Source organism: Rhodopirellula sp. P2, assembly GCF_028768465.1.
In the GTDB taxonomy this organism is placed as follows: domain Bacteria; phylum Planctomycetota; class Planctomycetia; order Pirellulales; family Pirellulaceae; genus Rhodopirellula.
This window is the reverse complement of sequence record NZ_CP118225.1, coordinates 2,557,479-2,580,887: the sequence shown is the minus strand read 5'-3', so window position 1 is coordinate 2,580,887 and position 23,409 is coordinate 2,557,479. Positions and strand designations below refer to the sequence as shown.

Below are 23,409 nucleotides of genomic sequence, written 5' to 3'. Positions count from 1 at the left end.
CGCTGGTTCCGATGCTCGACCCTCCCCTCGCTTCGCTCGACCCTCCCAGGGGGAGGGTGATGATAAACGCTTGGCAACACAGCAGTTAAATACTGCACGACCTCAGACGCGGGAGGGGTCGGAAAACGAGGTGTCCGGGGGAGGGCAACGCGGGCCTGCGAAAAGTACGGTGTTGTGGAGCGTATTCGTTTCCGCAAGTTTTCATCCTACCGGGATGACAGAAAGACAGCAAGCCGGAAGAAAAGTTGCATCCGCTATCAGAGCGCCAATCGCAAACATTTAGCAGTCCAGGAAAAACGTCCCGAAACGACAGACCACCAAGTCCGTCGATCGCCCCCCATCACAACCCGAACGCGTCAGCGAGGGACCCCACGGAATCCCCACGACGGCCCCGTCCGGGGCGGCGTTCTGTTGGCCGCCATCGGTCTCGGGGCTTCCCCCCCGAGCTAACGACGGCGGCCCCATCCGGGGCGATGCTGGGCAACCTCGCCCGCGACTTCGAAACAGCACAAAAAAACCCTGGTGAACTCACCAGGGCTGCTTGGACTTCGAGATCATCAACGACACGCAAGTCGCTGAGAATGAACTCGGTTCACTCTTCGGTGACGCGAACGGTCTTCATCTTGTCGCCCTGCTCAATGGCATCGACGATATCCTGGCCTTCGATGACCTTGCCGAACACGCTGTGCCGGTTGTCGAGGTGAGGCTGGGCTTCATGCGTGATGAAGAACTGTGACCCGTTGGTGTTTGGTCCCGCGTTGGCCATCGACAAAACGCCGGGTCCATCGTGCTTGAGTTCGGGATGAAATTCATCTTCGAACTGGTAACCAGGGCCACCGCGACCGCTGCCTTCGGGGCAACCGCCTTGAACCATGAAGTTGGGGATCACGCGATGGAAAACCAGCCCGTCGTAATACTTCTTCTCGCAAAGCGTTTCAAAGTTTTCAACGGTCTTGGGAGTTTTGTCGTCAAACAATTCGATGCGAATCGTTCCGCGATCGGTATCAAATGTGGCAACTTTCATCGGTCACTTTCGTCAAGGTAGTAAAAACGGTTCGTTGGTTGATTTTGATTTGGACCCCAGTTCCATTCCGGCAACTCGAAATCACAAATCGAGCGAAGATTCCAGTTCACGAAGCTCCCGCTCGGTTTCGTCTTCAAATGTCGTGTCGTCCGTCACCCCGTCATCCAGATTGGGAATGCTGGGCACACTGGCAGACTGATTCGATGGGTCAAGTTCTTTTCGAGTCCCGTCGGGCAGGATCAGGACGGCTTTTTCCACCCCGCCATCGGATCCCACTTTGACAGCGGCCTTGGCATTGCCCGTGGTGCCTTCCAAGTCAAACACGATGAAATCGGGATTCTGTTCGGCTTCGTTGACGGTTTCGCTGAAGTTCATGGACATCGATTCGATCGAACCGATTTCCTCGGTGACCTCGGGCATGCGATTCAGATCTTCTTTGACGGGTTCGAAAACCACTGCCAAACCGCCAACCTTTGACATCGCGTACCAGCTGACTCCACAGCAAACCGCCATCGACAGAAAACCAAGTCCCAGCACAATCGCCAGGATCATGGGCCACTTTTTCTTGGCCGGCGGTGGAACGCCCGGACCGCCCACGACTTCGGGAGTCAGCGGATTTTGATAGGCCCGATTCGGGTCAAATGGGTCGTTTGGTGTACTGGACATGATTCCCTTTTCGCCCACGCGATGGTGAAGATTCTTCCCTGACAAGCCTCTGGCGAACGCTGTGCCCGCGGTGACCGAGAGACCTCCTCCGCAGTCTTACCGAATTCGGCACAATCATCCCCGTCGTGACAGAGCGAACATTAAACCCAAATGCCGGCGGATTTGGTACCGCCCCGGAAACTTGGATTTCTGAGCATTGGTAAAACGATTCAATTCGGGTATTTTAGGCAACTGTTGGCTGCATCTGCACAAACCACGACGTTTGTTCTCAATTGCTGCGGTTGGGTAGAACCGTTTGTCTGACAGTTTCATTCTTTGCTCTGGCGAGATTGCCAAGAGCGCCCAAAAAGTCTTTAGGAGACTCGCATCCATGACCAAGTGCAAGTTGGAATACATCTGGCTCGACGGCTATCAACCGACCCAGAGCATGCGCAGCAAAACCAAGGTTGTTAGCGACTTCAGCGGCAACGTTGAAGACGCACCTGTTTGGTGCTTCGATGGTTCATCCACCGAACAAGCTCCTGGCGGTGCCAGCGATTGCTTGCTGAAACCCGTTTACTGCGTTCCCGATCCTGATCGTTTGGGCACCGGATTCTTGGTGATGTGCGAAGTGATGAACGCTGATGGCACTCCTCACCGTAGCAACGGTCGCGCAACCATCCGCGACGACGACAATGACTTCTGGTTCGGCTTCGAACAGGAGTACACGATCTTCGATCCGGAAACCAAAAAGCCAATCGGTTTCCCATCGGAAGGTTTCCCAGCCCCTCAAGGCCCTTACTACTGCTCGGTCGGTGCTGGCAAAGCAGTCGGTCGCGAAATTGTGGAAGAGCACCTGGAACTGTGCTTGGAAGCCGGCCTGAACGTCGAAGGCATCAACGCCGAAGTCATGATGGGTCAGTGGGAATTCCAAATCTTCGCCAAGGGCGCCGCCCAAGCGGGCGACGAGATCTGGCTCGCCCGCTACTTGCTGGATCGCACCGGTGAAAAATACGGCATGGAAATCAACTACCACTGCAAACCAGTCAAGGGCGACTGGAACGGCAGCGGGATGCACGCCAACTTCAGCAACACGACCCTCCGGACGTGTGGCAGCAAAGAAGTTTACGATGCGATCTGCCAAGCCTTCGAGCCTCGGATCACCGAGCACATCGATGTCTACGGTGCTGACAATGATCAACGTTTGACCGGTTTGCACGAAACGCAATCGATCGACAAGTTCAGCTACGGCATCTCGGACCGCGGTGCATCGATCCGCATTCCAATCGCCACCGTTGAAAATGGCTGGAAGGGCTGGTTAGAAGATCGTCGCCCCGCCTCCAACGCGGACCCATACATGGTTGCCAGTGCAATCATCGCAACGGTCAAGACCGCCAACGTGCCTGCCGGCGTCTGATCGACGTTCCCGGCCCAGGCTGCTGAGCCGATTCAATTGTGAGCGACTTCAGTCGTAACACTTGAATCCACTCGAACTCTCGATGCCGAGTCACCCAGGTGACTTGGCATTTTTTATGCGCCGACAGCGGGCGTCATGCCACTCAGCTTTCGCTCAAAGCAACACTTCTCATGCTGCAAACGGTTACAATACAAAACGCCGCGTCCACGTTGTTGACGCTTGTCCTTTTTACGTTTTTCACTGGAGCCCTTATGAACTTCTTGAACCTTCGGCGAGCCCTCGCTGTCCTTTGCTGCCTCACGCTGGGCACCGCAGTTGGCTGCCCATCGCAACCCACCACCGCGTTGGAAGACGCTGACCAGTCGGCGATCGAAGCCTACCAGGCTGAACAAGAGAAAGACCTCGCGGCAATGGACGGCTCCCTCACAACCAAGCCATAGCCAACGGCTTGGGGTTTCATCCCGGTAGGGATGGCAGAGGGTAGCCGGTGGTGGGAACGCAGTGAACACCACCGGATTCAAGTCCCCGACAATCCCCGACCCAGAAAGGGTCGAAGATTCGGCGTCCCGTTCCGGGTCGGTGCGAGCCTTTCATCTCCGGGGGTTCGCTGAATGCCGAAGTTGCTTTCGAATGATTCCTAAAAAAAGCCGGCTTCACTCAAAAGAGCGAAGCCGGCTTTCATTGTTCTTCAGCACCTTGGTTCGAAGGTTGCTTCGTGAGGGTCAAAACTCTTGGTCAATGATCTCACGACCACCCTTGGTTCCCATGGCTCCCCAGACGCCGTAGGGACTCTTTGAGCCTGGCTTTGCGGTTGCCATCGTGGCGCTTTGCCAAACCATTTCGTGATTTTGGTTCCCGGCGTCGATCGAATCCGTGATGAACTTGATCGCTCCGTCACCCATCAAGATATGGGCGCCACCTTGGTGACGACTGGATGGCGGGAACATTCCCGTTTGCCCAGCGTTGTTGCCACCACAGATGGCAGCGTTGGGAGGGGCGATGGTGTGAACACCGCTGTAGTTGGGCCGAAAATCGGCCCATTTGTAACCGCGACCACCATTCACACCTTGGATGGAAGTCCCACCCAACCAGAACTGAGGCCGCGCCGGATCGATTTGACCGTTCTCCACGCAGTAATTGGGGTTCAACCGAACTTCATTGGGCGGGTTCCCATTGATCGACTGGATCCCACGGGTATCCCGATCGCCAATGTCCGTGATCAGCTCAGCCATCGCCACCGTGTTGGACAATCCATCCAAGATATCTCGGAACTTCGCGTTGGTGTGCGGAACGAACATGCCTCGGTCAGCAGCACGCGATCGCTGCGCCCAGCCGCTGTTGTTCACCTTTTCGCCACTGGTCCCGTCGTGTGACTTGGTCCCACGAACCGACCACTCCATCGAATCCCCCAGGCAGGCGCCGTAGTTTGTGCGTCCTTGGCCCGGCAAACCTTGGCCAGGATCGCTCGGACAACGAAGCGTTGGCATATTCGTCATCCAGGGGCGATATTGGATGAACTCAACCGCGGGCCCCATCGCAGGCCAAGGCACAGTAAGCGGTGTGTTCAAGTCCAACGCGTTGACCAGGCTGGGGTTGCTGATTTCTTCCCACAGCCCCTGCTGCTCGACGAAAGGTGTCAGCCCAACCAGCATGCTCAAACGCCAAGCGTTGGCATCGCCATAATTCGTCCACCAATTGGTCGTCACACCGGTGTTTCCAAACGGGGCGGCACCTCCATCTGTCCCACCCGTCCCGACCCCATGGATCGGCAGTTGGTTGTAAGCCGAGTGATAGTTGTGAATTGCCAAGCCCAGTTGCTTGAAATTATTGCTGCAGCTCATCCGACGGGCTGCCTCGCGGGCGGCTTGCACGGCTGGCAGCAGCAGCCCCACCAAAACGCCAATGATGGCAATCACCACCAAAAGCTCCACCAAAGTGAAACCCTTTGGCTGGACACGAAAACGCTTCATAACGACATCTCCCAAGAACAATACGAAAAATCACACACTCATAACGAGCAGGGTGCGTGCCTCTCCATCTTAGGGATACCGTCGGCAACGGGTACACAAACATTCTGTCACAAAACAGGATTTTCGAGAGATATTCCCTCAGAGCGTCATCCTAACGGAACACTCTGCCCCCTTAGAACCCCCTGAAGAAAAGCCACTGCACACCCAACAGAAGTACACTGAAGTCGAGTAAGACTCTGCAACCGGTTTCAGTTCAGCGAGGCGTCCACCACCAGACTCAGCACCTCAGAGGGAGCTCAAAGTGTCTTGTGTTTTCACCCCACATCGGGCTTTACCTCGATCGCCAATCGCCGGTACGATTTGGCGTGAAACCCGATGGGCTGCGATGTGAATCACTCGGAATGTGCTTCCAAGCCCACAACTGAACACAGCAAAGGATTGTGCCATGGGTGGCGCTGTGACGTTATTGTTGGTCGCGACGATGGGCATCACCTTCGGATGGACTCCGGACGGTGCCGATGGGGTGAAATACATCATCCAAGTCCCACCGGATCAACTCGATCAACTCGAGCGTGTGGGTGAAATCACCAGCACGATCTCGCCCGAAGTGCGTGGCCGAGTCAGCGAAATCGTGATCCGGGTCGGCACCGGCAACGTCCCTCGCGAGACACCTGCTCACTGGAGGCAGACCAATGCGTCGCATCCTTCCGGGGTCTCGCAGGTGGTTTCGGATGAGAATGCGCTTCGAAGTCTGCCAATCGCCTCGGATGATCGTCGACCGATTCCGATCCCGATGACATCGAACTCGACGCGACCAAGAATCATTCCTGGCAACGTCAACTCACCCAGCGTCACCCGGTTGATGAAACCTCAATCGGGAGGCATGAATCTTCCCGGTGGCTACGAACCTCCCGCCCCATCCACCGGACCCTCGACCAGCGGTTTCAACATGCCGCCCTCGCTGGCGCAAGGCGGCTTCGGATCGACGCCAGGCACAGGCGCCCCCAACACGGGTGCGGCGACCTCGTCGTCACTCAATGACACACTCCGCGCCGAAGCGGAGGCCTTCGCGGAAGCCACTCGCCGCAACCTCGGTTTGGGAACGCCCAGCACAGCGGGCAATGATCCTGCGGCGGCCTCTCGTGCTTCATCGACGACAGTCGCTCCGCCCCCGTTCACCGGAGGCAACACCGCCTATTCCGGAACCGCCAATCCCAACACGGCGAACCCTGGCACATCGAATTCTGGAACATCCAATCCAGCCACCATGGATCGCTCCGCGCGAAACGGCGGCCCTTCGACGGCCCCCAATTCCGCATCCACCGGAGCGAATGCGCCGCCTTGGCCCAACGACGATGACGACTGGTACGCGCTGGGAAACCGTCCCGCTTCGCGTCCCTCCACCGCCCCGCCGACCAACCCTGCCAATGGCTCCGTGGCATCGGATCCTGGCGCTGCGCCACGCAACGGCGCAGATCCAAGCAACCGCAACAGCCCCAACTCAGGCTTCAGCACTGGCAATTTCAACCAAATGCCCGGCGGCTTGGGCGGACAAAATTCCTTCGGCCAAACGGCCTCGGACTCCATCGCCAGCCCCTCGTCTCGACGTGCCACCACCTACGCGACCTCCTCGCAAGGCAACGCCAACACCATCCAACGCTACGAATACGATCCCAAGCTGACTCCAGCCGAAGCGGACCGTTTGCCACCCAATGGTTGGTCATTCAACACGGCTGGTGTTCCCGTTGACCGGGAAGGCTATTTGCTGAATGCCTACGGCGAACGGGTCGATCAAAATGGCCGGCCTCTTTCGAGCTCGAGCTACGCCAACGACAGCAACCGTCCCAACCCAAGCCTGGCTAGCAGTCCCACGCCCAACCGACCCCAGTCCGGTAGCATGCCGTCCGGTGGCATGCCGTCCAACGCCGCGCAGACCAACGGGACCTCGGGTTACGGCGGCAACGCAACCTACGCCAGCCAACAGGGCAGCAATCCCGGTCAAACCGACCAAGGCCAAGCCAATCCAGGAACGAACTTCCCAAACTACGCGGCCCCCAACACCGGGAACTCAAACACGGTTCCCCCCAATGCCGGCAATCCCAACACCGGATCGCTCTACGCCAACGGCCAACAACCCGCCGCCCCCATGCCCCATGCCGGGCAACCTCAGTCCCCGTACCCGTACGGCCAAAATTACACGCCACCCCAGATTCCCTACGCACCAACGAATTCCAATCCAGCCAACCCCAACATCAATCCGGCGACGGGTTATCCCTACCAATACGTCAATTTCACACCCAACGCCAACACCCCTGGAAGTGTCGCCAGCAACAGCCCTCCCTTGGGCGGCTCGCAACCGGGCACATCCAATGCAGGGCCTCCGCCCGGCAGAGGTGCAGGTTCCTTGGATGACAAAGACGCCCTCGGCGCCATCAGCCAAGACCCGCGTGCGGACCGAGAAAAAGTGGCCACCCAAACGCTCTTCAACGCGTTGCTGCTGGTCTCCTTTGTCGCCAACCTCTACCTGATGTACTGGCTGAACGTCCTGCGTCTGAAGTACCAGGAAATGGTGGCCGCTAAACGAGCCGCCGCAAGCGCCAACTCAGCCGCGGTCGCCTGAGTTCCCGCTGACGAACCGGACGCGATCGCGTTCCGGCTGACTGAATCAACAGGCCGAAACGGGAGGGGGCGGAAAGTTCTCGATCCCAAGGGCGATGCCTGGGCTGATAAAAATGTGCTTCGTCGAGTTTTAGTCCATCCGACGCGAACGCTGACAACTCGGAGAGTTGTGCGACAATGTCGCTCGATTCTCCGAATCGTGAGCGCAAATTGCGTTTCGCTTTGCCAGTGCGAAACAGTCAGCCCAGCCGATGCCCCCGGCTACGATGATGATGGCCGTTGGCCAACGAAACCGACTGCAAAAACGGCGTGCGCGAGGGGCGGCCGGTCATTGAAGAAGGTGAAAATGACAACGAAAGCGGCAGAACTTGGTTGGGGGTAGGGGAAATGTCCTTCAACGCATAAAACTATGCGTTGTTTTGACATTCCCATCTCATTCGTTCGGTTATCACGTGTCCGCGAATTCGACCGCTGCTTTTCGGGCCCCTGCCGCAAGCCCCCACTTCCCGACTCTCGAAGAACAAGTTCTAGCGTTTTGGGACCAGCACTCGATCTACGAGCAATCGCTCGCCCGCCGCGCCAACGCTCCCACATTCGTTTTTTACGAAGGCCCCCCCACGGCCAACGGGATGCCTCACCCAGGCCACTGCCTGACACGTGCGATCAAAGACGTCTTCCCTCGCTACAAAACCATGCGGGGCTATCGCTGCGAGCGCAAAGCTGGCTGGGACACGCACGGATTGCCCGTTGAAGTCGAAGTCGGCAAAGAACTCGGCATCCACAGCAAAGAAGAGATCGAAGCCTACGGTGTCGAACCCTTCATCCAAAAATGCCAATCCAGCGTCTGGCGTTACATGCAGGAATGGCAAACCCTGACCCGCCGCCTGGGGTTCTGGGTCAACCTGGAAGAAGCCTATGTGACCTATCACCAATCCTACGTGGAAAGCGTCTGGTGGTCGCTGAAAAACCTGTTCGACCGCGGGCTGCTCTACCAAGGCCACAAGATCGTGTGGTGGTGGGCTCAAGGTGGCACGGCACTTTCCGCCGGCGAAGTGGGGCAGGGCTACCGCGAGGTCGCTGACCCAAGCGTCTACGTGTTGTTCCCGTTGGCCGACCAACCGGAACGATCCTTGGTGGTCTGGACCACGACCCCCTGGACGTTGCCCAGCAACATGTACGCGGCGGTGAAGCCCGAACTGGAATACGCCGTCGTCAAAGATTCCGAGACCGGTCAAGAATTGGTTCTGGCCGCCGCACTCGTGGAGTCACTCGCCGGCAAATTGAAACGCGAATTGACGGTGATCGAAACAGTCACGGGCGAGTCGCTGGTCGGTCAACGCTACCAACCTCCGTTTGACGACTACCATTCCCGACTCGGCGACCCAGTGGGCGAATTGGTCACCGGTGAACAAGAGTCGCTGTACTGGCGCGTCGTTGCGGCTGATTTTGTGACCACGGAATCGGGCAGCGGCCTGGTTCACTTGGCACCTGCATTCGGTGAAATCGATCACGAAGTTTTGGTCACTGAAAGAACTCGATTCGTCGAAGGCCAGCGTCCCGATCTGCTGTGTGCAGTCGGCCCCGACGGCAAGTTCACCGACGAGTTCGCATCGATGAAGGGCGTCTGGGTCAAGGAAGCCGACAAGACCCTGACGCGAACGTTGCGTGAGTCCGGTCGCCTGCTGCACCTGGAACAGTACCTGCACGATTATCCGTTCTGCTGGCGAGCGGACGATGACCCGTTGATCCAGTACCCGCGAGAAAGCTGGTTCATCCGGACGACGAAGTTCCGTGACTTGATGCTGAAGAACAACAGCAAGATCGGTTGGCAACCCGAACACATTCGCGATGGACGTTTCGGCAACTTCCTGGAAAGCAACGTCGACTGGGCGTTGTCGCGAGAACGTTATTGGGGCACGCCGCTTCCGATCTGGGTTTGCCAATCCACCGGTCGCATGGAAGCCATCGAATGCTACGAAGAACTGCTGGCCAAACCTGGCGTCGATGGCACGCAGGTTTGGGACAATGCCAAAGCAGCCAACCCTGAACTGCCTGACGATCTTCGCGTTCACAAACCGTACATCGATTCGGTCACCTACGATTCGCCGTTCGAATCCGGTGCTCGGATGCAGCGGGTCAGCGAAGTCATCGACTGCTGGTACGACAGTGGTGCAATGCCATTTGCCCAGTGGGGATGGCCGCACCAAAACGACGCGCAGTTCCAAGAACAATTCCCAGCGGACTTCATCAGCGAAGCCATCGACCAAACTCGCGGTTGGTTCTACAGCCAACTGGCGATCAGCACGATGTTGTTTGGCGAAGGGGCCTCGATCCGTGAAGCCGGAACGCAGGCCAGCGAATCCACACCGTCTCGCGACAGTGAAGCGGATTACCCGCATCCGTTCCGCAACTGCATCGTGCTGGGATTGATGCTGTCGCAGTGGTACGAAGCGGCTGGCAAAGACGGCCAACCCAAGACGGTGTTGCTGTCCGAAGCCGAGGTCGAACAAGCCGAGGGCAAGTTCACCAAGAAGACTGGCAAGATGTCCAAGAGTCTTCGGAATTATCGCAGCCCCTCGGAGATCTTTGACAAGTACGGTGCCGATGCGATGCGTTGGTATTTCTTCGCCAACCAAGCACCGTGGAATTCGATCATCTACTCCGATCAAGCGATCCGCGATTCGATCCCCGAGTTCCTGCTGCGGCTTTGGAACACGTACAGCTTCTTCTCGATCTACGCTGAAATCGATGGGTTCGATCCCACTTCGGCAACCACCGCGGATGATCAGCTGACACCCGAATCATTGGCTTCGGCGCCCACCTATCGCCCGATCAGCGAACGAAGCGAGATCGATCGATGGATCCATTCCGAACTGCATCGCACGCTGGCAACGGTCATCGACCGCATGGATGCGTTTGACAACTACAACGCATGCCAAGCGATCACGAACTTGCTGGACGGCCTGAGCAACTGGTACGTCCGCCGCAGCCGCGATCGTTTCTGGGCCTCCGATGCCGATTCCCCCGACAAACACGATGCCTACTGGACGCTGTACGAAGTGATGCTGGAACTGACCAAGGTCATCGCTCCCTTCGTTCCGTTCTTGGCCGACACTCTGTGGAGAGAGCTGACCGCGCCGTTTGGCGACAAGGTCCTGCCCAGCGTTCACCTCTGCGACTTCCCTCAACCAGACGATTCACGCGTCGACCAGAAGCTTTCGGATTCCATGCGGTTGCTGCGAGAGATCGCATCGCTGGGACGCTCGGCTCGTGCCGATGCCAAACTGAAGGTCCGCCTGCCGCTGTCCAAGGTCGAAGTGATCCTGACCGACGACACGGCAATCGATTGGCTGCAAAGCCACGATGCGTTGGTGCGGGAAGAACTGAATGTCAAAGCGGTCGACTACACGACCGAAGGTGGCGAGTACGTCCAGTACACCATCGTCCCCAACTTCAAACGGCTGGGCCCAAAAGTTGGCAAGAACATCCCGCTGGTCAAAAAGATGCTGGGCGAAGCGGACGGCAACCAATTGCTGACACAGCTGCAAACGGCCGGTCACGTGGAAGTCGAACTTCCGTCCGGTCCATTGAAGTTGGACGGGGAAGACATCGAGATTCGCTTGCAAGCTCGGGAGGGCTGGGCAGCCGCCCAAGGTTCAGGCTGTGTCGTTGTGCTCAACACGGAAGTCACCCCCGAACTGCGTCGCGAAGGATTGGCCAAGGACTTGATCCGCGGGATCCAAAGCCAACGCAAAGAACTCGATTGCCAGTACACCGATCGAATTCGAGTGGCCGTGGAAACGTCGGATGCAGAACTGCAATCCGCAATCGCAACGCACCGTGAAATGATCTGCAGCGAAACCTTGGCCAAGGAGCTGATTTCGGGCACCTTGGAAAACGCTCAGCAAGTCAGCATCGAAGGCGGCGAACTGTTTGTCGCCAAGGTGAGCGACGCGTGAGCGATCCAAGCACACTGAAAGTGGCCGTCTTCCTCAGTGGAGGCGGCCGCACGCTGGCCAATTTGATTCGCCATCGAAACGAACATGGTCTGCCCATCGATTTCCGACTGGTGATCGCCAGTCGAGAGGGCTTGGGCGGAATCAAAATCGCGGAGGAGGCTGGCATCGAAACACGCGTCGTTCGGAAAGGTGACTTCGACAACGACGACGCCTACAGCGAAGCCATGTTTGGTCCCTGCCGAGAGGCCGGGGCGACGCACGTGATCATGGCGGGTTTCTTGAAACACGTTTTGATCCCCAGCGACTTTGAACAACGCGTGATCAACATTCACCCGTCCTTGCTGCCTGCGTTCGGAGGCAAAGGGATGTACGGTCGCAATGTGCATGCCGCGGCGATCAAGCGAGGCGTGAAGATCAGCGGTTGCACGGTTCACTACGTCGACAATCTGTACGACAACGGACCGATCATCCACCAGAAGGCCTGCCCGATCCTTCCCACCGACACGCCCGACGATCTCGCCTCACGCGTGTTCCAACTCGAATGCGAAACGCTGCCCGAAGCCATCCGCATGATGGCCGCCTCGCAAGAACCCACCGCATCGTGAAACGGTTGTAGCATGGGCACTCTTGCCCGTCAGAGTCGGCCAAGACCACCCCATCACAACCCGAAGCGTGAGCGAGGGACGCCCCCCAACTCCCACGACGGCCCCATCCGGGGCGACCGTTTGTTTTCCGGCATCGGTCTCTCGGGGCTTCCGCCCCGAGCTAAGCATGACGGCCCCATCCGGGGCGAACCCCAGACGCCAGCTACCATTTATTATTCGAACGTCTCAAGGGAGGGTGAAATAAAACTCCACGACCTCTTTCAAAGGCGGGGTTCTGCATGTCACTGCTGGATCGGAGCTTCAAAGCCGCACGACCTCCATCAACGCCGGGGAACTGGACACCACACCTTCCTAGTCCGGTGATTGCCCGCCACCGCCCGTGAAACGGCCCGCATGAAACCGCAACGTCCTGACTGCGGGCCAACCCCCCTTGGCAAATGCTTCTCTCTGGCAAGCTTTGCCGGTTGAGGCATTTGATCGCATCCCGCTGATCATTCTGGACGATCCGAACATCACCAGTCGATGCACCCAGTGTGGTTGTCGGTGTTGTTCGGATTGTTCACGTGTCATTGGGTTGTTCAGGTTCACACGATGATTCTCATCACTCCTCGTCGTGAAACGCTCGCGATTCTGACACTCTGGCTCGGTCTCTGGAGTGGTCTCGCAATCCCATCCAGGGCAACCGCTGACGATGGGATGCCATTCCGTGGCCAGCAAACCTTGAGCGATGAAGAATTGCTCGAAGTCGGGCAACTGTTGGGTGTTGGCAATCGATTGTACGGACGCCAACCAGAGGCCTCCGTCGCGACCCTCCAGCCACACAATTCACGGCGGCCAGATCGCTTGGTCGCTGCCGAGATCGATCCGCTGGCGGCCTTCGCCGATCCTTCCGCCGGGACCGATCCACTCGCCAGCGATGATCCGTTGGCAGGTCTTGGCAGTCACGAACCGATCAAACCACCGGCTGCCAAAACACCAGAGAAGAAGGATCCACACGAAGGCCTGTGGACCGAGGAATGTTATCCGTCGGCCGAGTCCTGCCGTGCCTGTCATCCCAAGCACTACGATGAGTGGAGCGTCAGCAGCCATGCCTACGCGACGGTCTCGCCGATGTTCCAACGCTTTGAACAAGCGATCACGGAACTGACTGAAGGCACCGTGGGGTACTTCTGCATGCGGTGTCACTCACCGGTTGCGACACAGCTGGAAATCCCTCGCACGGTCAGCATTCTGGATCAGCCGCCTGTGGCTCGCGAAGGAGTGACATGCATCACTTGTCACCGTATCAATGAGCACTACGGGCGTAGCAGCAACGGCGATCGCCGAATCGAACCAGGCAACATCCATGCCCCGGTCGGTCGTGGTGGCGACGGAATGGGTTTGGCAACGGCTCTGGCCAACGCAGAAAAGAACAAACTGAAAACACATTCGGGTCAAAAGGGCGCGGGCCAAGCGATCCACAACGGGTCCTACTTTTTCGAACCGCTCACCAAGTCAGACATTTGCGCCTCGTGCCACCAAGTCGCGGTGCATCCCGGCATTTCGCTGGAAGTCGTGCACGCTCAGTACCGCAGCAGCCCCGCGGCGAAGTGCGGCATCTCCTGCCAGGACTGCCACATGGGTGCGGTTCCCGGCAAAGCAGCAGGCTACGAAGAATGCCATATCGCCGAGATCTCAGGCAAGCCCTACGGGAACCCCAAGAAACACTCCAACCACACGTTTTGGGGCCCCGGGTACTCGATTGCTCACCCAGGGATCTTCCCGCACAACCCCAAGGCCAAAGCCTTCACACCGCGTCAATGGCTGACCTTTGACGACCGCGCCGGCTGGGGCACCGAAGAATTTGAACGCAACGTGACGAAAGGAATGCATTTCCCGAAACCTTGGGACAACGCCGACGATCGACGTGACGCTCGCAAAGTCATCGACGCCAACAACGCCAAGCTCGATCAGAAACGCGGCTTCTCAGCGATGACGCTGGAAGCCGGTGCTCAAGTCAGCGATCCGGTGTTCTACACCACGCCTCAAGTTGGCATGCCGTTGAAGCTGGGCTACCGAGTCGACAACATCAGCTCCGGCCACAACCTGCCCACCGGCTCGCTCGGTGCTCAACCCCAACTGTGGCTGAACGCGGCACTGATCAATCCCGACGGTCAACGCGTTTGGGAGACCGGGTACCTGGATGCCAACGCCGACCTGTGTGACATGCACAGCGTCGAAGTTGCCAAAGGCCGGATCCCTCGCGACAAGGACCTATTCAACTTGCAAACCAAGTTCTTGATCAACAACGTTCGTGGGACCGACCGCGAAGCCGCGTTGCCGCTGAACTTCAGCCTGGACCAACTGGTGTTCTTGCGTCCCGGGGCGCTGCCCATCAGCGTGCTCAATCACCCGCCGCTGATCCGGATGGAAGCGCATAGCATCCCACCGCTGGACCATCGAATCGCCAAGTACACCATCCCGGCGGAAGCGTTCCGGGTTCCAGGACCCTACCGATTGAGTGTCCGGATGCGGAGTCGAACCGAACCCATGTATTTCATGCGTCAGATCCACAGCACACCGGACATGATTCGCCGAATGAACGAGCGGATGATTGACATCTGCCATGACACACACACGTTCATGGTGCGTTGATCATGTTGCAATCCCGCCTCTTCATCCAATGCCTTGTCGCGTTGTGCGTCACCTGTTCGCTCACGATGCTGACGCCTGCCGGCGCACTCGCGCAGACCGGGCGACCTCGTCCGACACGCTTGCCAATTGTAGTCCCGGACTCACCCACAACTTCGCCATTTCACACCCCAGCTGAAACACTCGAGCCAAGCGGATTCCCGCAACCGAACTTCGACTTCGCCAGTCACCCCGCGGATTCGCTCCGTTCACCAACCGCGGCGGGTCCATCGGTCCTGCAAGAGGAATCCGCCGCTGATTTCGCAACCTCCGCTGGGCTGGGGAACCTCACGCACTTCGCGGATGACTTTTCTCCAACGCCCTTGCCAGAACAATCCAACTGGCACGATGGAGCACGGGAGCAGTGGGTGTATGACGCGAAAGCGGCGGTCCCGACGCAGAGCCCGTGGATTGAATGGGGACGCACGTTTTACGGTGACGGAATCACACCCCGGGGCAAGAATTGGTTCGGCAGCACCAACCTGGCGCGTCCGGAATTCTACTTGTACGGTGATTTCCGTTCGGGGATCAGCACCGGTCGCAATGCGGCCGGGCGGACAGACAACTGGGCCAGCCGGCTCAACCTGGACATGGATCTGCGTCTGACCGACTCCGAGCGTTTCCATGGGTTCATTGGCCCTCTTGATCGCAACAATCAATTCAACCGAATTGATTTTCAAGGCGGTGAATTCGACTACCAAGGCGTCTTTGATCCGAACTTCGTGACCGCCTTCTTTGAAGGTGACCTCGGTGCAATGTGGGGTGGCTTTCATGGCAAATCGTCCCCCGCCGAAATGCCCGTGACGATCGGTTTGATTCCCCTGTTGTTTCAAAACGGGATTTGGATGGAGGACGCGGTGACCGGTGCCGCGTTTGCAATCCCTGCCCGCCACAGCCGAGCACTCAACTGGGCCAACTTTGACTGGACGTTCTTCGCCGCGATCGACCAGATCAACAGCCCCGCATTTGGAACCGACAAACACGCCGCGCAAGCCTTCGGAACCGCGTGCTTCATCGATGCCTACGATGGGTACATCGAAGCGGGCTACGCGTACTTGCGGGACCGCGATGACACGCGGCGAAGCTATCACAATATGACGATCAGCTTCACCAAACGCTACTTGGATCGTATCAGCAACTCGCTTCGGTTGATCATCAACACGGGCCAAAACCTTCCCGATGCCGACGTGACCGCCGACGGTGGTTTGTTCCTGTGGGAAAACAGTCTGATCACCTCGTCGCCGCTCACCGTGGTCCCCTACGCCAACTTCTTTTACGGCTGGGGACGTCCGCAATCAGTCGCTCGCGCGGGAGGCAGCGGGGGCATCCTGCGGAACACCGGGATCAACTTCGACACCGACGGCCTGAATGGATTTGCGACGCTCGACCCCACCGGATTCGACACTGCCGGCGGATCCATCGGAGTGGACTTGATCGGCAATCAACTGGATCGTCAGTTGCTTGTGGAGGCTTCTTACCTCACCGAACACGGCGACTCAAACCTGGCCGTGCAAGGCGACCAGTTCGGTCTCGGCTCCCGTTATCAGTTCCCCATTTCGAATCGCACCCTGCTTCGCTTCGATGTCATGCACGGCTGGCGAAGCGATCTACCCAACGTGTACGGGACCCGGATGGAATACCGCTGGAAGTTCTGAGCACGCCCGGTCGTCCAACTAAACCGCAACGTTTTCCCGCGACGACGCATTCCGCATCCAACCGCGGAGCGGCGACAGGTGGTTCCGAACTCGCTGCCAACTGCCGTCGCTCCGCGACTCACCTGTGTGTTTGGCACGCGTCAACCTTGGGTTGAAACCCAAGGCTGGTCCAATGCCGTCGCTCCGCGACTCTCCCGTCGGGACGATGCCGTCAAAAACCGCGGAGCGGTGACATCCGTCAGCCTCGGGTTTCAACCCGAGGTCTCCGTCGATCCCGACCCAACTCAAAAGCCGCGGAGCGGCGACCGGTGATTCCAAACTCGTTGCCAACTGTCGTCGCTCCGCGACTCGCCTGTGCGTTTGGCACGCGTCAACCTTGGGTTGAAACCCAAGGCTGGTCCAATGCCGTCGCTCCGCGACTAGCCCGTCGGGACGATGCCGTCAAAAACCGCGGAGCGGTGACATCCGTCAGCCTCGGGTTTCAACCCGAGGTCACGGTCGATCCCGACCCAACCCAAAAGCCGCGGAGCGGCGACAGGTGGTTCCAAACTCCCTGCCAACTGTCGTCGCTCCGCGACTCGCCTGTGTGTTTGGCACGCGTCAACCTTGGGTTGAAACCCAAGGCTGGTCCAATGCCGTCGCTCCGCGACTAGCCCGTCGGGACGATGCCGTCAAAAACCGCGGAGCGGTGACATCCGTCAGCCTCGGGTTTCAACCCGAGGTCACGGTCGATCCCGACCCAACCCAAAAGCCGCGGAGCGGCGACAGGTGGTTCCGAACTCGCTGCCAACTGTCGTCGCTCCGCGACTCAACTGTGCGTTTGGCACGCTTCAACCTTGGGTTGAAACCCAAGGCTGGTCAACTGCCGTCGCTCCGCGACTGTGTGGACGAGCTGTCACCCGACCGAACCGCGGAGCGGTGACATCCGTCAGCCTCGGGTTTCAACCCGAGGTCTCCGTCGATCCCGCCCCAACCCAAAAGCCGCGGAGCGGCGACAGGTGGTTCCGAACTCGCTGCCAACTGCCGTCGCTCCGCGACTCGCCTGTGTGTTTGGCACGCGTCAACCTTGGGTTGAAACCCAAGGCTGGTCCAATGCCGTCGCTCCGCGACTCTCCCGTCGGGACGATGCCGTCAAAAGCCGCGGAGCGGTGAAATCGGAGAGACTCGGGTTTCCTCCCGAAGGCACGCTTCATAGCATCACTTGTTGCCTTCCCCCCCAACATTGATTTCTCCCATGAAACCCGACGACAATCTGTGCCTGTGCTTCCACGTCCCCCGACGAAAAGTTGAGCAGTTCCTTCGGGTGGAACAGCCCCGACGTGCCAGCGAACTGTCCCAGTGCTTTGGGGCTGGCACAGGATGTGGTTGGTGTCGTCCGTTTCTCCAACGTTTGTTCGATTCCAGCCAACCGGATTCCGAATCGTTGCCGGAACCCGAACAATACCAGAGCGACCGCCAGGACTACCGTCAGCAACAATCCGACGCGCGCTGAACGATCACAATCGCACCGTCGGCAGAACCCGAACAATCGTCAAAGGCATCCAGCCGCCCCGGAGAACTTCCACGGTGGGCGGAACGAGATGCCTTTGGGAAATTGGAGCGTTCTAGCTTTCAATGCCAGTTTGTTTTTCGCAATCTTTCATTGATCGCAGGTCTTTCAGTTGAGTCAGCCAACGCCCATTTCAGGTTCTGCAACCGACACCACGGAGCGGATGGAATCGGAGGTCCGCGGCTACAGTCGCCTCTTCCCACATGTCTTTCAAAGTGCGAGTGGCTCCACGCTGACCACGGCGGACGGGCAGCAACTGATCGACTTTTTCTGCGGTGCAGGATCGCTGAACTACGGCCACAATCCCACCGCGGCAAAACAAGCGTTGCTGGAGTACATCTCGCAAGACGGGATTCAGCACTCGTTGGACATGATGACCGAAGCCAAGACACGGTTCCTGGAGACGTTCGAACGAACGATCCTGCAACCGCGATCGATGAACTACAAAATCCAGTTCACAGGCCCCACCGGAACCAACGCTGTCGAAGCGGCCTTGAAACTGGCCAAGCAACATCGCAAGCGATCGCACATCGTCACGTTCACCAACGCTTACCACGGGCACTCCCTCGGTTCGCTTGCCGTGACCGGCAATCAGTACTACCACAGCGAGCACTACGGGTCGCACAACAACGTCAGCTTCCTTCCCTACGACGGGTACCTCGGCGACTTCGACACGACCATCCTGCTGGAAAAGATGCTCTCGGACACCAGCAGCGGCATGCCACTCCCAGCAGCAATTGTTCTGGAAACCATCCAAGGGGAAGGCGGCATTCATGTGGCCAGCGATGCCTGGCTGCAGCGAGTCGAATCGCTGTGCCGCCAACACGATGTGCTGTTGATCGTGGACGACATCCAAGTGGGCAACGGTCGATCAGGCGACTTCTTCAGCTTTGAAAAAGCGGGCCTGACCCCCGACATGGTTTGTCTGTCCAAATCCATCGGTGGCGGATTGCCGTTGTCGCTGCTGTTGATCCAACCGGAGTGCGATGTGTGGCAACCAGGCCAGCACACTGGCACTTTCCGAGGGAACAATCTCGCATTCGTGGCAGCGAACGCGGTGCTGAATCATTGGAACGAAACTTCCTTTGTGGACGGCATTGGGGACCGCAGCAAAACGCTGCGTGAATCCCTGTCCGCCATCGCGGACGAACACGCCAATCAGAGCTGGGAACTGCGAGGCCGTGGAATGATCTGGGGACTCGATGTGCGTGAGGGCGGATTGGCCCGCCAAATCATCGACCGTGCGTTCGAAAACGGTCTGATGCTCGAATCATCCGGCAGCGACGACGAAGTCCTGAAATTCATGCCCGCCTTGAACATCCCTGATCACCAACTCCAACAAGGCCTGCAGCTGTTTCGTGAAAGCCTGAACGCGGTGATGTGCAAGTCAAATGGTTCGACTTCGGCCAAGATTCCCTTTCCACAGAACCTCACGACCTCGGCCGTTTCATCGGTGGTGATGTCGTGATGCCAAACAACACGCCCATCAAAACGACTCCCGCGTTCATCGATCTCTTCTGGCGACAATGCGACGCCGCCCCCGATCGGATGGCGGTGGTCCATGAAGAAACATCGTGGACTTATCAAGAACTGCTGGATCAATCATGTCACATCGCTCAGACACTGGGGCGTGAAGGGGTGCTTCCCGGTGACCGCGTGGGCATGTGTCTGGACCGCACTCCCATCGCGATTGCATCCATGCTGGGAATCCACTTGGCCGGGGCAGCGTTCGTGCCTCTGGATCCAGATTACCCCGCGGATCGTTTGCGTTACATGCTCGACGATGCCCAGATCAACACGTTGATCGGACACGGGAAATACCGAGGGTTGTTTGAAGACAAAAAGCACACCGACCACGAATCAACTGCCTCCGCTTCGAATCTCAACTGGATCGAAGCATCGGATCTGATTCGGAAGCACGTCCCGGCATCCTCCTTGGCACGCGCAGATCATCCCACGCTGCAAGGCGATCAGCTGGCCTACGTGATGTACACCTCCGGATCGACCGGAACCCCCAAAGGCGTGCTGATCAATCACGCTGCTTTGACGACGTATTGCCGAGCGGACATGGATGTCTACCGATTGCATCCCGACGACCGGACGCTGCAATTTTCAACGCTGACGTTTGACATTGCGATCGAAGAGATCTTCCCACCGTTGTTGTGTGGAAGTTGTGTTGTCATCCGTCCGCTGGAACGCGCCGACTCGGTCAACGAACTGTCCCATTTGATCGAGACTCAACGCATCACCGCCGTCCACCTTGCAACGGCCTACTGGCATCAATGGGTGGACTTGATGTTGGCCACCGGATCGCGAGTGCCACCGAGTCTCCGATTGATGGTGGTGACGGGGGAAAAGGTGAGCGTGGATCACTACCATCGCTGGCAAACCATTTGTGACCACGACGTCCTCTGGTGCAACGCCTACGGACCGACCGAAGCCACCGTCACGGCAACGGTCTTCTTTCCGAAGGCCGACTTTTCAGACACCAACATGCCGATCGGCAAGCCGTTGCCGGGTTACTCCGCTGTGATCCTTGATTCTGATTTAGCTGAAGTCCCGGTTGGCGAAACCGGGCAATTGTTTCTCGGCGGTCCTGCGCTCGCGGATGGGTACCTGAATCAACCGGAACTGACCGCCGCCGCTTTCATTCATCGCAAAAATGCCGACGGCGAAGTGCAGCGTTGGTACCGAACGGGCGACATTTCGCGTTGGCTCGACGACGGCAACATCGACTTTGGCGGTCGAGTTGACCACCAGATCAAACTGGGATCGTACCGCATTGAACCGGGTGAAATCGAAGCCGCACTGACGTCCATCGCAGACGTCCACGAGGCGCTGGTGACAGCCGAAGCGGTGGACGGCCAAACCACACTGCTCGCGTACATCGGGATGGGGCCCGACACACTTTCAAGCAATGGCACTCCTTCAATCCTTCCGAACGAACTGCCGACAATCGCTTCCCGATTGGCTCAGAAACTTCGGGAGAAACTGCCGCCTTACATGGTTCCGAAGCGGTACGTGTTTGCCGAAGTCTTCCCCAAGACGATCAATGGAAAGATCGACCGAACCGGGCTACCGAGCGGCGACCAGGCCGTGATCGCTCGCGACGAGAGTGCCGTTGCGCCGCGAACAGAATTGCAAAAACAGCTTTGCGACATCTGGAGTTCCGTGCTGCAAATCCCTCAGATTGGCATTGAAGACGACTTCTTCTTGCTCGGCGGCAGTTCTCTGTTGGTCACGCAGGTGGTCGCTCGTCTCAAGGATCAACTGGGCCTGGAACTTCCCGTTCGCGACTTTTTCGCCAACCCAACCATCGAACTGGCGTCGCATCACATCGAAGCGATGCTGGGTCAACGGAGCGGTGGATCGCCTGCTACCGCCGTTCAGTCCCAGCGTGAACGTTTGCCGGAAGTGGAAGCGTTCTTTTTGCCGAGCGGTTCTCATGAACTGTTTGCCGTTCACTACACGCCTCCCAAGCGACAAGCCCGCAAAGACCGCGCGGTGGTTCTGTGCCACGCGTATGGCCATGAATACGCACGCAGCTACCGCAACCTGCAACAGCTCGCGGTGCACTTGGCACAACAGGGATTTGATGTCCTGCGATTCGATTACGCCGGCACTGGCAACTCGCACGGCAACGCGTTGGAAGCCACCCCGCATGTGATGATGAAAAACATTCGGGATGCCTCGCGTTGGATGCGTCAGCGGCACGACCTCGATGCCATTTCGCTGATCGGGATTCGCTTGGGAGCGACCCTGGCCGCCTGCTCGGAAACGAGCCACGTCGAGCAATTGTTGCTGTGGGATCCGATCGCCAGCGGGGAAGAGTTCCTTCAACACCTGGATCATTTGCACGCGATGACATTGTCCAACGGCACCCGGTTCTCTAAACCACGCCGGCCCGGTTCGATCGACCAGGCCTACGGCACGCGGCTCAACCACGTCGTCCGTCAACAGCTGAATCAACTCAAGTGGACTCCCGATGAGTTGCGCAGCGATTGCGTGACATCGCTGCTATGCAGTCGGGATTACCACTCGACCGAACGGAACGATCTCTCCCCCAATTCGGATGTCCCAGTCATCCAGTTGGACGACGAGATCGGCTGGGACCGTCCGGAATTGACCGAGTCCGCGTTCTCGTCCCCCGGAGCCATCCAGCACATCACGCGACTCTTGCAAAACGAATCGAACGTCCACCCTGCCATCGAGGTGAAGTCATGAGTCATTCCACCATGCCCAGCGTCCCGTTCGCTGCCCCATCCGTGGCCGCCCCGGTGATGAAATCTCATGCGGTTGTCACCCAAGGCAAAACGGCCAACCGGGCCACGAGTGAACAAGCCGTGGTGTTTGGAAGCCATCACCATTTAGTCGGTGTGTTTCACCCCACATCTCAGCCCAGCGTCCAGAAGACCGCGGCGATTTTCATCACCCCTGGAATGTTGCACAGCGCCGGCCCCTTCCGGTTGCACGTCGACCTCGCCAGCACACTGGGCAGTCGCGGCGTTGCTTCCTTGCGATTTGACCTGTCGGGAATCGGGGAAAGTTTGCCTGTTGGTTCCGCCGGGCGTTCGCTGGATCGAGCGAGTGCTGAGATCAGCCAAGCGATCGATTGGTTGCAAGAGCAACACGGCATCCAACAAGTGATCCTGTTCGGATTGTGCTCCGGTGCCGACGACTCCTTGCACGCCGCTCAACAAGACCAGCGAGTGTGCGGCATCGTGGCGATGGATGCCTGCGGTTACCCGACGTCTCGTTTTCATCGGAACCGTGTTTTCCATCACTACCTTCCACGCCTGGCATCGATCCACGCCTGGAAACGCTTGACTCGGCGAGTGCTCAATCAATCTCCCCTGACCAGGTGGCTGCTGCGCGTCTTTCCCGAGTCGAGTGCACCGGAATACTCGACCATGCCAATGGGCACGGATTTGCGTGAGTATCCATCTCGTGAAATTGCCAAACAAGAGTTCCAGCGATTGGTGGATCAGGGCTGCCGTTTGCACCTGATCTACACCGGCGGCGTTTCAGACACCTACAACTACGCCGAGCAATTCTTCGACATGCTGCCGGGTGTCCGCTGGAAAAACCTTGCCACCGTCGATTACTTTCCCCAACTGGATCATGTCGCGATTCTTTGCGAAGACCGTCAGAAGATCGTCAATCGAGTGGCCGAGCGGATCGTCGATTTCGCCCGCTCCAACTGACTGCCGAGAAGGTGGGCAATCTGATCCCCTTGCTTTTTAGGTCGCGATGACGAACGATGAACGAGGCGGAAGCGGTCGAGTTTCCGAAATCG

The 23,409-nt window shown here is 58.2% G+C and carries 14 protein-coding genes; 11 read left to right on the top strand and 3 right to left on the bottom strand.

Annotated elements, in window-relative coordinates:
* Window positions 1-592 precede the first annotated feature (592 nt).
* Both PSR62_RS09105 and PSR62_RS09100 read right to left on the bottom strand, forming a co-directional pair.
* A complete protein-coding gene (locus tag PSR62_RS09105) occupies window positions 593-1,024 on the bottom strand; it encodes a peptidylprolyl isomerase (protein WP_274407461.1) in 432 nt (143 codons plus the stop codon).
* An 81-nt stretch (window positions 1,025-1,105) separates the two neighbouring features.
* Window positions 1,106-1,690, bottom strand: coding sequence for a hypothetical protein (locus tag PSR62_RS09100; protein WP_274407460.1), 585 nt, complete (start codon window positions 1,688-1,690; stop codon window positions 1,106-1,108).
* A 370-nt stretch (window positions 1,691-2,060) separates the two neighbouring features.
* On the opposite strand from PSR62_RS09100, the gene PSR62_RS09095 reads away from it, so the two are divergent.
* On the top strand, window positions 2,061-3,086 hold the full coding sequence (locus tag PSR62_RS09095; RefSeq protein WP_274407459.1) for a glutamine synthetase beta-grasp domain-containing protein: 1,026 nt from the start codon (window positions 2,061-2,063) through the stop codon (window positions 3,084-3,086).
* 251 nt (window positions 3,087-3,337) lie between these two features.
* Window positions 3,338-3,526, top strand: a complete 189-nt coding sequence (locus PSR62_RS09090; RefSeq protein ID WP_274407458.1) for a hypothetical protein — start codon at window positions 3,338-3,340, stop codon at window positions 3,524-3,526.
* A 282-nt stretch (window positions 3,527-3,808) separates the two neighbouring features.
* Here the strand turns inward: PSR62_RS09090 and PSR62_RS09085 are convergent, their stop codons facing one another.
* A complete protein-coding gene (locus PSR62_RS09085; RefSeq protein ID WP_274407457.1) occupies window positions 3,809-5,056 on the bottom strand; it encodes a DUF1559 domain-containing protein in 1,248 nt (415 codons plus the stop codon).
* A gap of 445 nt (window positions 5,057-5,501) precedes the next feature.
* On the opposite strand from PSR62_RS09085, the gene PSR62_RS09080 reads away from it, so the two are divergent.
* From PSR62_RS09080 to PSR62_RS09040, 9 genes are all read left to right on the top strand, one after another.
* The gene (locus tag PSR62_RS09080) at window positions 5,502-7,676 is read left to right on the top strand and encodes a mu-protocadherin (protein ID WP_274407456.1); all 2,175 of its coding nucleotides are present in this window, start codon (window positions 5,502-5,504) and stop codon (window positions 7,674-7,676) included.
* A gap of 451 nt (window positions 7,677-8,127) precedes the next feature.
* On the top strand, window positions 8,128-11,634 hold the full coding sequence (gene ileS / locus PSR62_RS09075) for an isoleucine--tRNA ligase (protein WP_274407455.1): 3,507 nt from the start codon (window positions 8,128-8,130) through the stop codon (window positions 11,632-11,634).
* Window positions 11,631-12,239, top strand: a complete 609-nt coding sequence (gene purN, locus PSR62_RS09070; RefSeq protein ID WP_274407454.1) for a phosphoribosylglycinamide formyltransferase — start codon at window positions 11,631-11,633, stop codon at window positions 12,237-12,239. Before ileS ends, purN begins: the two co-directional genes overlap by 4 nt.
* 591 nt (window positions 12,240-12,830) lie before the next feature.
* Window positions 12,831-14,873 (top strand): multiheme c-type cytochrome, encoded by a 2,043-nt coding sequence (locus PSR62_RS09065; RefSeq protein ID WP_274407453.1) that lies wholly within the window; start codon window positions 12,831-12,833, stop codon window positions 14,871-14,873.
* Window positions 14,874-14,938: 65 nt separating this feature from the next.
* Complete coding sequence (locus PSR62_RS09060; protein WP_443217411.1) at window positions 14,939-16,564, top strand: hypothetical protein; 1,626 nt, start codon at window positions 14,939-14,941, stop codon at window positions 16,562-16,564.
* Between the two features lie 1,234 nt (window positions 16,565-17,798).
* Window positions 17,799-18,056: a (2Fe-2S)-binding protein gene (locus tag PSR62_RS09055; RefSeq protein ID WP_274407451.1), complete on the top strand. Its 258-nt coding sequence runs from the start codon at window positions 17,799-17,801 to the stop codon at window positions 18,054-18,056.
* Between the two features lie 169 nt (window positions 18,057-18,225).
* The gene (ectB, locus tag PSR62_RS09050) at window positions 18,226-19,581 is read left to right on the top strand and encodes a diaminobutyrate--2-oxoglutarate transaminase (RefSeq protein WP_274407450.1); all 1,356 of its coding nucleotides are present in this window, start codon (window positions 18,226-18,228) and stop codon (window positions 19,579-19,581) included.
* Entirely contained in the window at window positions 19,494-22,337 is a 2,844-nt protein-coding gene (locus tag PSR62_RS09045) for an amino acid adenylation domain-containing protein (protein ID WP_274407449.1), read from the top strand. The genes ectB and PSR62_RS09045 overlap by 88 nt, the downstream gene beginning before the upstream one ends.
* Window positions 22,334-23,317 carry an alpha/beta fold hydrolase gene (locus PSR62_RS09040; RefSeq protein WP_274407448.1) on the top strand — a complete coding sequence of 328 codons (984 nt, stop codon included), beginning with the start codon at window positions 22,334-22,336 and terminating at the stop codon, window positions 23,315-23,317. Before PSR62_RS09045 ends, PSR62_RS09040 begins: the two co-directional genes overlap by 4 nt.
* The last annotated feature ends 92 nt before the right edge of the window (window positions 23,318-23,409 follow it).